At 51.0% G+C, this 12,540-nt stretch carries 12 protein-coding genes and 4 pseudogenes; 4 read left to right on the top strand and 12 right to left on the bottom strand.

What is annotated here, in order from left to right:
• Positions 1 to 173 precede the first annotated feature (173 nt).
• On the bottom strand, positions 174 to 2,876 hold the full coding sequence (locus MXM41_RS22200; RefSeq protein WP_325934423.1) for a relaxase/mobilization nuclease domain-containing protein: 2,703 nt from the start codon (positions 2,874 to 2,876) through the stop codon (positions 174 to 176).
• Between the two features lie 20 nt (positions 2,877 to 2,896).
• Entirely contained in the window at positions 2,897 to 3,232 is a 336-nt protein-coding gene (gene mobA / locus MXM41_RS22195; RefSeq protein WP_172693868.1) for a plasmid mobilization protein MobA, read from the bottom strand.
• Between the two features lie 242 nt (positions 3,233 to 3,474).
• Between mobA and MXM41_RS22190 the strand changes: the two genes are divergently transcribed.
• Positions 3,475 to 3,624: a hypothetical protein gene (locus MXM41_RS22190; RefSeq protein WP_325934422.1), complete on the top strand. Its 150-nt coding sequence runs from the start codon at positions 3,475 to 3,477 to the stop codon at positions 3,622 to 3,624.
• A gap of 197 nt (positions 3,625 to 3,821) precedes the next feature.
• Here the strand turns inward: MXM41_RS22190 and MXM41_RS22185 are convergent.
• The 8 genes and pseudogenes from MXM41_RS22185 to MXM41_RS22150 all read right to left on the bottom strand — a co-directional run.
• Positions 3,822 to 4,172, bottom strand: a pseudogene (locus tag MXM41_RS22185) (DUF932 domain-containing protein); the annotation flags it as partial.
• A gap of 440 nt (positions 4,173 to 4,612) precedes the next feature.
• Entirely contained in the window at positions 4,613 to 4,885 is a 273-nt protein-coding gene (locus tag MXM41_RS22180; protein WP_159340504.1) for a DUF5983 family protein, read from the bottom strand.
• Complete coding sequence (locus MXM41_RS22175; protein WP_159340505.1) at positions 4,882 to 5,052, bottom strand: hypothetical protein; 171 nt, start codon at positions 5,050 to 5,052, stop codon at positions 4,882 to 4,884. Before MXM41_RS22175 ends, MXM41_RS22180 begins: the two co-directional genes overlap by 4 nt.
• A gap of 345 nt (positions 5,053 to 5,397) precedes the next feature.
• Positions 5,398 to 5,584: pseudogene (locus tag MXM41_RS22170) on the bottom strand (type I toxin-antitoxin system Hok family toxin).
• Positions 5,517 to 5,684: pseudogene (locus tag MXM41_RS22165) on the bottom strand (DUF5431 family protein); the annotation flags it as partial. The pseudogenes MXM41_RS22165 and MXM41_RS22170, both read right to left, overlap by 68 nt.
• A 109-nt stretch (positions 5,685 to 5,793) precedes the next feature.
• Positions 5,794 to 6,219 carry a glutaredoxin-dependent arsenate reductase gene (gene arsC, locus MXM41_RS22160; RefSeq protein ID WP_172693871.1) on the bottom strand — a complete coding sequence of 142 codons (426 nt, stop codon included), beginning with the start codon at positions 6,217 to 6,219 and terminating at the stop codon, positions 5,794 to 5,796.
• 12 nt (positions 6,220 to 6,231) lie between these two features.
• Positions 6,232 to 7,521 carry an arsenic transporter gene (locus MXM41_RS22155; protein WP_172693881.1) on the bottom strand — a complete coding sequence of 430 codons (1,290 nt, stop codon included), beginning with the start codon at positions 7,519 to 7,521 and terminating at the stop codon, positions 6,232 to 6,234.
• Between the two features lie 44 nt (positions 7,522 to 7,565).
• Positions 7,566 to 7,886, bottom strand: coding sequence for a transcriptional regulator (locus MXM41_RS22150; protein WP_159340465.1), 321 nt, complete (start codon positions 7,884 to 7,886; stop codon positions 7,566 to 7,568).
• An 85-nt stretch (positions 7,887 to 7,971) separates the two neighbouring features.
• On the opposite strand from MXM41_RS22150, the gene arsH reads away from it, so the two are divergent.
• Both arsH and MXM41_RS22140 read left to right on the top strand, forming a co-directional pair.
• Positions 7,972 to 8,670 (top strand): arsenical resistance protein ArsH, encoded by a 699-nt coding sequence (gene arsH / locus MXM41_RS22145; RefSeq protein ID WP_172693873.1) that lies wholly within the window; start codon positions 7,972 to 7,974, stop codon positions 8,668 to 8,670.
• Positions 8,671 to 8,826: 156 nt separating this feature from the next.
• Positions 8,827 to 9,342, top strand: a complete 516-nt coding sequence (locus MXM41_RS22140) for a hypothetical protein (protein ID WP_032664851.1) — start codon at positions 8,827 to 8,829, stop codon at positions 9,340 to 9,342.
• A gap of 571 nt (positions 9,343 to 9,913) precedes the next feature.
• Here MXM41_RS22140 and MXM41_RS22135 read toward each other — a convergent pair.
• A pseudogene (locus tag MXM41_RS22135) lies at positions 9,914 to 10,702 on the bottom strand (IS3 family transposase); the annotation flags it as partial.
• Positions 10,703 to 11,112: 410 nt separating this feature from the next.
• Here MXM41_RS22135 and MXM41_RS22130 point away from each other — a divergent pair.
• Complete coding sequence (locus MXM41_RS22130; RefSeq protein ID WP_159340469.1) at positions 11,113 to 11,973, top strand: RepB family plasmid replication initiator protein; 861 nt, start codon at positions 11,113 to 11,115, stop codon at positions 11,971 to 11,973.
• Between the two features lie 458 nt (positions 11,974 to 12,431).
• On the opposite strand, the gene MXM41_RS22125 is transcribed toward MXM41_RS22130, so the two are convergent.
• Positions 12,432 to 12,540, bottom strand: a 109-nt coding sequence (locus tag MXM41_RS22125; RefSeq protein ID WP_137986747.1) for an IS3 family transposase, incomplete at its 5' end; no start/stop codon positions are given.

Here is a 12,540-nt window from a genome sequence, read left to right as displayed (position 1 = left end):
AGGTGCTGAGGTCTCACCCAGGCACAGAAGTCAGGGCTTCTATGGGGTTCATCCACCAACTATCGCACCCTAATGCAGTTGGCTTCCCGCTCAAGAATAATATTACGCTAATATAAGTTAGTGTCAACCATGATGAATGGCTTGCGTAAAGAGGTTTAGTGCGCCTGCTCATGCTAACGCGGAGAAGGTGGCTTCCAGTCGTTACGTGGCTCATGTGAGATGTATGCCGGCGTAGTCTGCTCCGCCTCTGCGTTACGGAAAAACGCTTCGCACTGCTCACGCATTCTGTCCACATCCGGTCGGCTGATACGGACCTGATCCTCTTCTCCCGCACGGTACACATTATACCAGCCCACCATCTCAGCAAGCGCCTGGTTAAACTGTATGTCATTCCCTTCCGGAGCAAAGCCCATCTTCGGGTCCCTGGCGAAAAGCACAGGGGATACCCGGTTTAGTTCACGCTGAAGGGACGCAAAATCACTGCCGTTTCTGAACACCACCCGATCGCCGTAATCGGTACAGACGTGCTGCCCGGTATCAGTATCGCTGAACCGGATGCTGCCGTTTTTCTGTAAGGCAGGCTTAAGGCCTGGCATATTGTAGTACAGCGGTGCGCTTCCCGGTTCGCAAAGCACCACGCAACGCTGGCTGGACGTCGACTGCGTATTATCATGACGACGATCCCGGTAATCCCATCCCCTCAGCTGCGATATCGCAGCCCTGTCACCTTTCAGCGCTTCCACTTCAACCCACTGCCGGTAAGACGGCGGATACCATTTCCCCTGCCCGATAAGCTCCAGTCGTTCCGCTTTCACACTCTCTTTCAGCGCAATGAGTGCCTGCATGCGCTGCAGCTCCGCAATGTGATAATGCAGCTTCCGCACGAGAGGATCGCGTTGCTGTGCGCGGATACGTGCCTTACGCATCCTGCACTCGTCATGTATCGCCTGCCAGCGTTCCCGGTTGTGTAAGTCCGGACGCTGCCAGTTCGCGCGCCAGGCTGAATAGCGGGCCTTCAGATCGTCGCGCGCTGCAGCGCGTGCTTCGCGGCGCTGGCGACGCAGTTCAGGATCACGTTTCATGCCCGGGATATCGCGGTCGCTGACGGCAAGATCAGGGTTATAACGGCTCACCGGCGCAACGCGTTCAAAAATATCTGACGGCACAGGAACAAACGCACCGGCATGCGGCTCTGCACGTACAAGCGTCAGATCCGGATGGACATGGCTTGCTTTAACCGGCGTCTGGTCGTGGTTATATGCGTCCATAACCACCAGGCCCTGCTTCTCACGCATCAGCAGTAATCCCTGACGCGCCAGCAGTTCATGACCGCGCTCCCAGGTGAATTTCCCGCTGCTGATAAGCGCCTCTAAATCCTGACGGCAGTGTGATAACGCATATCTCCACAGGCTTTCTTTGTCGGAGAAAATCTCACGTTTAAGCGCGCCCTGCGGACCCGAACCGGTGCGCAGTTTTGCCCATTCCCGATCGCTGACCGGGCGGGCTTCCAGTCCACCGCCGGCAAAACGTTCCGCAGGAGGGACCTGGCGGAAAATGTCATGAGGAACAGGCTGCCACCCACCTTCATAGCTGTTCATGACCGCTTTCGTCAGGGCTGGCCAGACACGTTCAGCGCGTACGGGCGTACGCGTCTGATCGTAACCGTCACAGATAACCAGGCGGTCATGCTGCTCTTTCAGGTACAGACCGGAATGTGCCAGAAGCGTATGAACAGCCTGCATGGTGCGTTGCGCCGGGTCCTGATAAAGTGCGGTAAGTGGCGCGCGCAGACGGGAGACAGCGTACTCATTAAGCGTCTCCGTTTCGGTCATGCGTCCAGGGCGGGACAGCATGGTAACGGTATCCGGATCGTAGCGACCCACATCCGGTACCTGCGTGAAAATGTCCTGCGCGGGGGGCGTGAACTCACCCAGTTTGCGGATAAGTTTGTCCGTGCTCCACGAATAGCCAAACGCCGAAAGCGTCACGCCCGGGCGTTCACGATCCCAGCCGTCTTTCACTTTCAGCTCGCCGTTATCGCTGGCGATAAACAGCCCTGCTTTCGCAAAACGCTGATGCAGTGAGGGCCAGTCGGTCACCGGTGCTTCGCGCAGGCCCGCAACAGCGGTATCGGCAATGTACTCTTTCAGACTCGGCTTGCGGCCGTGCAGCCAGGCACTCTGACGGTCACGTTCGACCGACGTGCGGCGCACAATACGGTTATCCGGCGCAAGGACATAGCAGCCATTGTCCGGTGAAAAACCATGCTTCAGCTCCAGCTCGCGGCAGGCTTTGCTCAGTTTTTCCTGGCTGTAGGAGAGCCAGTTAAGATAGCCGGTTTCAGGGTGAACACGGTTTACGGCAACGTGAACGTGCAGGTTATCAGTATCGTTGTGAACGGCAGAAACGAACTGGTGCCCGCTCAGTCCGAGGCGGGAAAGCGAATGGCGAACGGAGTCATAAATCTGTTCCGGACGCGGACTTTCATGAGACTGCCAGCTGAGAATGTAGTGGAACACCGGGTCGCTTTTACTGCGGGCGAACTTCGCTTTGCGTGCCGTAAACTCCATCTCTTCAGCCGCACTTTCGATTGAGGAGCAGTTGTGAAAGCAGGTCACGCCATAAAAATTGACCCATTCTCCGCCGTCCGGCATCACATCCACCAGGGAGATAAACGACTCATCGCGCAGCTTTGTGGCGTAGTCAACGAGACGGGAAAAGCGGCTGCTGTGTGGCATGTCCGCTTTCGTACCGGATGCCCTGACGGCTTCCATCAGATCATCATCCTGCGGTTCATCACGCACGGAAACGTATGACACCAGGTCCCCAAAGGAGGACTTGCCGTCTTTACGTTTCTTCGGAATGACCGGGATCATGATGCGCTGTTGTCTCCGTCTTAATCGTTATTCATCAGCTGCTTTCTGAGCGTGTTGGCCAGCTCGGTTATTGCCACAAGGACCGTGGAATACTCCTTATCCCCGACCCGTTTCCCTTCAACAAAGTGGTGTTTTTGCAGTCGCCCCAGTCTCAGCAGCTCGGGCAGAAAGTTGTTATCAATGACCGGGATAACCTTCCTGTTCATCGCCGCGTTGCGGATAAAAGCCGAAACGCTTTGCCCTGCCTGCTCTGCTTCCCGCTCAATCTGTTCTGTTTCGTCGGGCGTAAATCTCAGGGTTTTGATAACGGTTTTCTGCCGTTTTTCACTGCCCCTTCGGGATGCTTTGTCGCTCATGCGTGCTCCTTACTCGGGTGTCGGGGCGGAGCCCTGACCAGGTGGTGTTTGTAATATCGTGCGTGCGCGGTATTACAAACACACATCCTGTCCCGTCTTTAAGTCAATAATACCCTCGATCATTGGAATCACCTAGCGGCAATTTGACAGCATAGGCAGTGCGGGGGACTGCCACTTTTTAGCAGACAATGTCATGATTTAACTGATAATTCAGGCACCGATAAGTAAAAGAAAAAAACGTTATGGCAGATAAGAAATGGTTCACCAGCGAAGATGTGGAAGTGGCAAAAATGGCGCTGGAAGAGTTCCCCGATTTGACTGAAAAACGTCTGACTAAATCCGACGTTCTGGATAAACTGAAAGACCAGATAATTTTGCTTTCTGGTCACTAGGTGTATTCAGTCGAAGATATCCGTTCGGCGTTAGAAACGGAGGGATCCAGACAAGTGTGAAAGCAATTCGCGAAATCCTGAACGCGCAAAAAAATTCCAGCAAAGGAACGCTAAGTTCTCGACGCAAAATCACAAAGGATGTCACCCCAGCCCCATCTACTGAAGCAAAGTAATCAGAAGGAGTTGCCATCATGATCGGGAATCATCTGGTAGTTGCTGCTACCATCATGGCTATTGAGCAGAATGATTTCCGGGACCTCAGCACCTGCAATCTGCCCGGCACGGCACAGACGCATCATGTGTTTGGTGTGGCCACGTTTCCCTTAATCATGCGTGCGGGTCTGGCAGGCAAAGAACGGCAGGAAACCTTCTTCACGCAATTTATCCAGAACCGTGATGGTTGGTATGTGGGTGTAACGGTCGCTGCGCGAATCATGTTTGTCCTCTGAACAAATGCTAGGAACAGCGTGCATCAGCTCGTCATTGTTCAGCGGGTGCTCTTTACGGATGACGTTCATGGATGAAAGACGGGATGCTAAACGGTTCATATAAATTTCCTCATCGGTTTTAAAAATCTCTCTCTGCCGTCGCCTTTTTTGCTGATGTATCACCATCGCGGGAGGCCGTTTCCATGATAGGCAACCGCCCTGACCCTTTAGGGGGAGATGCAAGGAGGCAATGCGAAGCCGCAGCGCAAGCGACAGAGGGAGTGCGAATGGGTGAGAAGTGCGTCCTTGCATATTCTCCGGGTCAGGACAGAGTCTTTCACGGGAAGAGGCAGCACGCGGTGAACGCTGAAGGCAAAAGGATGATGCGAAGTTGTCCAGACGGGCGTAGCCCGTTTCCTTTCTGGAGCCGCCGGGCGGGTCCAGTCGGGGGCGTTGCTTCCGGAACGGCAGCTGCAAGCCCGGGCGCCCGTATTGCAGAATATCACCCGGACATGCACCGGTTTCATTACCAGTCGAACGTCGGTATACCTTCTTGCCGATCACCCCCACTGGGTGACATGGATCATGCTGATGTTCGCCTGCTTAATGGCATACTGGATAAGCCAGCGCGCTTCACGGGATAAACCGTGTTTTTTCAGCATGAGCACCGGGTAACGTACGGCATCCACATCGATGATATAACCGAATTCAGATTCATATATCCACTCACTTTCACATTCAGACTGGCAAAGCATCGCAAGTAAATCGTTATCCTTTTTGGTGATATGTTCCAGGCTGCATTTTAGCATTGGGGTAATAAAACGGCAGGTCATCTTCCGCCCGGCATCCATCCCAGTGACACGGTCACGTCATCCCATGACCAGTCTCCGGTTACCGGTACGCTTGCGCTGAGCTGATAGAATGGCAGGCTGACTACCGTAGCCAGATTTCTTTCGCAGGCAACAACCGCCGCATCTACGCCGTTTTGCCTTGGCCACAAGAGTTTCGCAGTTCCTTGCCCGCTCGCCCTGCTCAACAGCGCCTTTTATGCGATTTTTGTTAATCGGCTCGTGATTTATGCTTCACGCTTCCTCCCCACGTTCAGTCACCCTCATGCAGTTGCGCTTCACTTCTTTCGCTGTGACCAGCTTAAGGCGGGGTTTTCCCCGCCTCCGGGTTGCTACTTGTCGGGCACCCGATGTCGATGACATGACTACATTGTAGGGATGCTTCATACCTCACCGTTACCAGTGACGCACTATCCTTAGGCTACCGTTAGCTGAATAACGAGTCCCTCTTCCAGATTGGTTGGGACAATGATGAATATGGCTTACGCCATGAGATTCTATGTATATAATTTCACGACTTCTTGTCGCACACTGAATTCGTAGGCAAGTACGGCAGCGTACCTCCCGTTTTCCGTCCTTCAGGCGGATTTCGCAAAGCGATTTCCTCGTCAGGTAAGTGAATGCCAGCAGTGTGAGACACACTATCAGTACGCACCAGATAACGGTACTTCGCGGCAGTTTCATAGCCTTCTTCTCCTTGCGCAGAGCGCAGTAAGCGGCTATTCTGGATGTGTCTAGCATGTAGATCAGCCTCGGTTTGTACTGCCCCCCAAAAGTTGGACAGAATAAACGAGGCATCTCAGAAAGAGTCCATGGAATACATGGGCTCTTTTTTGTTTGCTGTTAAAGCTAAATAACGTGTTCCACAATCGAATTATCCATTTCGTTGTTTATTACTTCACCCGCTTCCCTGCTTCATCAATAACCTTTTCGCCATCTTCTTTCGTGAATGCACCCTGCTGAGGTTCCGGAATAATTTCCAGCACCACCTCTGAAGGTCTGCACAGGCGGGTTCCTACAGGTGTGACAACAATTGGCCGGTTGATAAGAATTGGATGCTGCAGCATTAATTCTACCAATTGCTCATCGGTAAACCTGTCTTCTGCAAGTGCCAGTTGCTCATAAGGCTCAACATTCTTACGCAGCAATGCACGTACCGTAATTCCCATATCTGAAATAAGTTTAATAAGCTCATCACGGGTCGGTGGCGTATCGAGATAATAAATTATCGTCGGTTCGTTGCCGCTGTTACGGATCATCTCCAGCGTGTTGCGTGAAGTGCCACAGGCCGGGTTGTGATAGATGGTAATGTTGCTCATATCAGTATCTCATTACAAAGTGACAGAGAGCCGCCACGCCAGCGCGGCCAGAGTGACAAACAGCACCGGCACAGTCATAACAATGCCGGTACGGAAGTAATATCCCCAGGTAATTTTTATATTTTTCCGGGCAAGCACATGCAGCCACAGCAGGGTTGCCAGACTGCCAATCGGGGTGATTTTCGGGCCTAAATCGCAGCCAATCACATTGGCATAAATCATTGCCTCTTTGACGACGCCGGTCGCCGTACTCCCGTCAATCGAGAGCGCGCCAATCAGTACCGTCGGCATATTGTTCATCACTGATGAGAGAAATGCCGTCAGGAAGCCGGTACCGAACGTCGCTGCCCATAACCCCTTGTCTGCCAGCAGATTCAGCACGCCAGACAGGTACTCCGTGAGCCCTGCATTGCGCAGGCCATAGACCACGAGATACATGCCCAGCGAGAAAATAACGATCTGCCATGGCGCACCGCGCAGGACTTTCCCGGTGTTGATGGCATGACCTCTTTTCGCCACCACAAACAGCACTGCTGCGCCAGCCGCCGCTATCGCACTGACCGGGATCCCCAGCGGCTCCAGAACAAAGAAACCGACAAGCAGCAATAACAGGACAATCCAGCCCGCCCTGAAGGTTGCCGGATCCTTGATCGCACTGGCAGGCGTCTTCAGCAGCGAAACGTCATACGTTGCCGGAATATCCCTGCGGAAGAAGAGATGCAGCATGACCAGCGTGGCCGCAATCGCTGCCGCATCCACGGGGATCATAACGGAGGCGTACTGCGTAAAGCCCAGACCAAAGAAATCCGCCGAGACGATATTCACCAGGTTAGAAACAATGAGTGGCAGGCTGGCCGTATCTGCAATAAATCCTGCGGCCATGACAAAGGCCAGTGTCGTGCCCTGGCTGAACCCCAGTGCGAGCAGCATCGCAATCACAATCGGCGTCAGGATCAGCGCGGCGCCGTCATTGGCAAACAACGCAGCAACAGCGGCACCAAGCAAGACTATCCAGGTGAACAGCAGGCGGCCACGTCCGTTACCCCAGCGGGAGACGTGCAGTGCGGCCCATTCAAAGAAGCCGGACTCATCAAGCAGCAGGCTAATGATGATGACCGCAATAAATGCCGCTGTCGCGTTCCAGACGATATTCCAGACAACGGGAATATCAGCGATATGGATGACACCGGTTCCCAGCGCCAGCACTGCCCCGATACTCGCGCTCCAGCCAATACTCAGGCCTCCGGGTTGCCAGATCACCAGTACCAGCGTCAGTAAAAACAGACTCCCTGCCAGAAGCATCTCAGACTCCATCATATATGATTATGTAAATGTGTTTTTCTTTCTCAGCAGGAGGTGCAGGCTGATTTATCCAGCCATCCACGCACATCCTCCCGCATACACTGCCAGGATGTCGTGATTGTCTCAGCTGCCCATGCCGGTATGTGGGGTGACAGACGATAGTGGATCCATTTGCCTTCACGACGGTCAAGTACCAGCCCGGCCTCGCGCAGGATAGCCATATGTCGCGAGATTTTGGGCTGCGATTCGGAGGTGGCCGCGCAGATATCGCAGACGCACAGTTCTCCAGACTCCCGGAGAAGCATGACGATAGCGAGCCGTGTTTCATCCGACAGGATTTTGAAAAGCTGAACAGGTTGTAGCATTTATCACTCCATTCCCTTTAGAATACATATATGTTAAATCATATATATTAACTTTGAAATCATCTGTTCTCTCCGGAGGAGAAAAATGGACCAATTTCCTGCCCTGAACACCGAATGCTTTGATCAACACATTGCCGAACGCCTGCACCTGCAGGAGCCGCCACGGATTCTGATCCTGTATGGCTCAGTAAGGGAACGCTCCTACAGCCGCTTTGCCGCGGAAGAAGCCGGTCGCCTGCTGACGGCGATGGGCGCGGAGGTAAAGCTCTTTAACCCCTCCGGTTTACCCCTGCCGGATGATGCACCGGACACGCACCCTAAGGTCACCGAATTACGCGGCCTAGTCAGATGGTGTGACGGGATGGTGTGGAGCTCGCCGGAGCGGCATGGGGCAATGAGCGCGGTTATGAAGGCACAAATCGACTGGATCCCCTTAAGTGAAGGCGCAGTTCGTCCTTCACAGGGTAAAACGCTTGCGGTAATGCAGGTTTGCGGCGGTTCGCAGTCCTTCAATGCCGTGAACCAGATGCGCATTCTGGGACGCTGGATGCGGATGTTCACTATCCCCAACCAGTCCTCAGTGGCCAAAGCGTGGCAGGAATTCGATGAGAACGGACGAATGAAACCCTCTTCCTGGTATGACCGTATCGTCGACGTCACCGAGGAATTATTTAAGATCACCCTGCTCCTGAAAGGGCAGACTGATTATCTGGCTGACCGATACAGCGAACGTAAGGAAAGTCATCAGGCACTGTCCGCACGGGTAAATCAGGCCAAAATCTGACAGGGAAACATAGTAACCATGGTTAGCCTCTTCAGGATAACAACCAGTGAGGCCGGCCATGCGCGTACCCTATCACATCTTTTACATCTCGGGCGCATCTGCCCCGCATGGGGTTGTGATACAATTCCCGCTCCATTGGATTCGTAAGGGATAACAGTGAAAGGCGCGCATAAAAATCTTTCCTTTAATGGAAAAAGCTACTGTATGAAGCACCTCGCGCCTTTGACGTTTATGGCAGAAATCGCCAATATCCCTGACCCCGTACAGATAACAATCAACTACAGCAATCATGTATTTTCTGACCAGAAAGGAAACGGACCGGAAATTCCACCGGATCGATTTTTCTGTGCTGACAGATATGCTGCCAGCCTTAACCTGCCGCAGATGCTTTCAACAAATCTGCTGACCTCCTACGTTGTTCCCCATATCAATAAGGGAAACAATGAGATGTATCATTATATGGAGGTTAATGACTATGCGATCTTCTTTGACTTGCGTAAGGACAATGGCCACCCGAACGGCTTAAAGCTTTATGTTGTATCAGCTTATGAAGTCAATCAGTGGGGACGACACTCCATACCAAAGAGTAGGCCCATGAAATTTGCATATGTCGCACATCTGCGACTGAATGGACAGACGGTTTACACGTCCAGAAAAGCAAAAAGGCGCTGATATCAGCGCCTTTTCACCAGAGTAGAGCATCGATGTTATCCACTCTTGTTGGGTTCCGGTCTGTGTCTTTGGATATCCCGCTCTTAGGCTGGGGGAGATTACTCTCCGACATCAATACCCCATCAACATACCAGTGCTGAGTGGTTCCGGTCAGTATCGATGTCTGAATAGTAATAAACCTGACCTTTACCTGCAAGGTCACTGCTATTCATAGCTATTCATGACTTTTCAGCGTTACGGGAGTACGCGTTAATAGCCCACTATTCGCAACCAAAGGCTTCAGAAACAGTTTTTACTGTTGAAACACAATTGGCCTTATGCGTAACGAAGAATCGCTCTCCGGGCTTCCTGTTGCGAATTAGAGGCATGTTTTCCTGCAAAAAAGATTTGTAAATTTTTTACGAAAAGCACTTTTTGCTCATTTTGAATGCTGTTCATTTCAGCCTGGCCGTGTCCGGAACATCAGAAACGCCCCGCAATAACAGGGCTGGTATCAATACAGCTGAGGGCCGTCAGGCCGCGTAACGCCCTTGTCAACATCAGACCGCCCAGTGAAATCAGGATAACGTGGCTAAAGCCGCAGCGGGTAGGTCTTCAGGCGGTATTCAACCGGGCTGAGGCCGTTAAATTTAAGGCTGATTCGCCGCGTGTTGTAGTAACGAATGTAATCCTCAAGAACAACCTTCAGCTCATCAACATCGTTGAATTTACGGGTGTAGAAGCATTCTGATTTTAACGTCCCGAAAAAGCACTCAGCGCAGGCATTGTCCAGACAGTTTCCTTTGCGGGAAATGCTTTGCAGAACCCCAAACTCCCGCAACTGATACTGATACCACCGATGCCGGTACTGCCAGCCCTGATCTGAATGAAGTACTGGTTTGCTGTTTGCATCCATTCTGGCAAATGCCTTAATCAACATGTCGTCAATCATCGGCATTGTCGGGCGTTCTGAGATACTGTAGGAAATGACTTCGTTATTGAAGAGATCGATGATCGGAGAAAGGTAGAGTTTGCGGCCGTTGACGGCGAGCTCGGTGAGATCTGTGACCCATTCTTCATTAGGCCGACTGGCTTTGAAGTTTCGTTGCAGGAGTTTATCACCAGCATAGCCACGTTCGCCACGCCAGGAAGTATAGCGCTTTACTTTGATAGCGGCTTTAAGATCAAGAGCATTCATCAGGCGTTGAACCACTTTGTGGTTGATTAGCCCGCCCTCTCTTATGAGCGCCAGCGTTACCCGTCGATAGTCATAACGGCCCTGGTTTTCATCATATATCTAGCTGATTCGACGATTTATTTCATCATATTTTTCCGGAGAGCGTAGTGCTTTAAGATGATAGTAAAACGTGCTTCTGGGTAACGGTTAATTCATGCCTGTCTGCAAAGCGAAGGCTGTCAGTGGCACTATGTAATCTACGCTTCCTCCCCTTTCATCCTCTCGGATTTCAAAAAGTTATCAACATATACATCGGTTAGATCCAATAACACGATCCTATTGAAGATCCTAAATGGATCCATATAGTTCCAAACAGATCCCCGATCGCTGTAGACCACGCCAGACAAGGCACTCAGAGGATTTGGGTGTGTCACATTATGCAATGAGTGTGTCATAACATGTGATTAGTGTGTCATGACATGATCAAAGTGGGTGACATCATGCTCATGGTGTGTCATAACATGCAAAATGGTGTGTCGCAGCATGTAAAATAACGAACTATCCACCCTCTGTGGATAACCTCGAATGGATTCTCAACACAGTGGTGTAACTATATGACTGATAACAATTTTATACCCTCCCAAATTACAAATGAAGGAGAGGTACACCAATTAACAGTCACAAACAATTCATCAGTTCAGCCAGCGATTCTACTGCGGCTGGGTGTCTTTGTTCCTGCCAGCCGTGCAATTCCTAAGGGGCAGAAGTCCGGTATAGATGTATCTTCCTCGTTCTCACAGCTTGAATTCGCCCGTAAGGAAGGTTACGACGAAGTCAGGATCTTTGGCGAGCGACTTAACATATCAACGGACTTTAGTGTCTGGATGGGCATTATTGGAGCCTTCAGTAAATACGGCTTAAAATCAAACACCATCGAGCTGCCTTTCACTGAGTTTGCCGCGTTGTGCCAGTATGATTCGCGCCAGTTTAACAAACGTCTGCGAGACACCATTTTTGATGCTCTTACCCGTATTGGTACCAAGACTGTTCAATTCAACAGTAAGAATACTGGAGATAAATTTTTTACCCAGCTCCTTAAGAGCGGTAAGTATACGAGAGAGTCCGATACAATCACGCTCCAGGCCGATGAGCGCCTTCATGAACTGTATCAGATTGACTACAACATCCTTCTGCGTAAGCGTCCCTATCATATGCTTAAAGGTAAAGAAGTTGCTCAGACGCTCTATACCTACATTGCCAGTCTGCCCGATAACCCTGCCCCAATTCGATTTGATCGCATCATTGAGCGGTTGAATTTGACCTCTCCAGTAAAGGAGCAGAACCGCCTGATTAAGGCTGCACTTAAGCAACTACAAGATATTGGCTATATTGAATATTCCATTGTGAAAGATGGCCGAAATCTAACGGTGTTGATTCATAAGCGAAACAAAAAACTCAAAGAATTGACGTCATAGAAGGTGGGTCACATTATACAGACGATCCAGCAATGGTGGGTCGCAGGGTGATTTTAGGTGTGTCACAACATGTAATCGTTGAGCTTTAGCCTTCATGCCGCTTTTGATAGGTTGATTTTTTCGCAACTTCAATGTCTCCGCATGCTGCGACACACTTTTTGCATATCGCTGCCCACTTTTTACATGTTTATACCCACCTTTTTTAGATACTCTGATGATCGTTTTTCTTAGCATGTTGCGACACACTTTATGCATGCTATGACCCACCTTTATCATTCTGGCTGTCACGAATGTAATTCCCAATACATGTAAGTGATGTGTGCATGAACGTTACATGCACGTATCGCACGGTATGATTTTATGAGAGCTTTTTTAGCCGCCCTGCCCTCATGTATTCGGCGTTACGTCTGCATCAATGAGGCAAAGGGCGTTCGGGATACTGAATCGCCACGGATAATCTAGACACTTCTGAGCCGTTGATAATACTGGTTTTCATATTCTGTCGGTGACATCTGATCGCTAGAACCATGCCGACGCTTACTGTTATAAAACATTTCGATGTAATCA

It is taken from the genome of Leclercia adecarboxylata (genome assembly GCF_035787115.1).
Lineage (GTDB): Bacteria > Pseudomonadota > Gammaproteobacteria > Enterobacterales > Enterobacteriaceae > Enterobacter > Enterobacter adecarboxylatus_E.
Note: the sequence above shows the minus strand (reverse complement) of the source record. Positions and strands in the feature narration are given on the sequence as shown.

Bases quoted from the DNA above. Each gene is read 5' to 3' on its own strand.
- MXM41_RS22200 (WP_325934423.1), bottom strand. From the start codon at position 2,876: ATGATCCCGGTCATTCCGAAGAAACGTAAAGACGGCAAGTCCTCCTTT.
- mobA (WP_172693868.1), bottom strand. From the start codon at position 3,232: ATGAGCGACAAAGCATCCCGAAGGGGCAGTGAAAAACGGCAGAAAACC.
- MXM41_RS22190 (WP_325934422.1), top strand. From the start codon at position 3,475: ATGGCAGATAAGAAATGGTTCACCAGCGAAGATGTGGAAGTGGCAAAA.
- MXM41_RS22180 (WP_159340504.1), bottom strand. From the start codon at position 4,885: ATGACCTGCCGTTTTATTACCCCAATGCTAAAATGCAGCCTGGAACAT.
- arsC (WP_172693871.1), bottom strand. From the start codon at position 6,219: ATGAGCAACATTACCATCTATCACAACCCGGCCTGTGGCACTTCACGC.
- MXM41_RS22155 (WP_172693881.1), bottom strand. From the start codon at position 7,521: ATGCTTCTGGCAGGGAGTCTGTTTTTACTGACGCTGGTACTGGTGATC.
- MXM41_RS22150 (WP_159340465.1), bottom strand. From the start codon at position 7,886: ATGCTACAACCTGTTCAGCTTTTCAAAATCCTGTCGGATGAAACACGG.
- arsH (WP_172693873.1), top strand. From the start codon at position 7,972: ATGGACCAATTTCCTGCCCTGAACACCGAATGCTTTGATCAACACATT.
- MXM41_RS22130 (WP_159340469.1), top strand. From the start codon at position 11,113: ATGACTGATAACAATTTTATACCCTCCCAAATTACAAATGAAGGAGAG.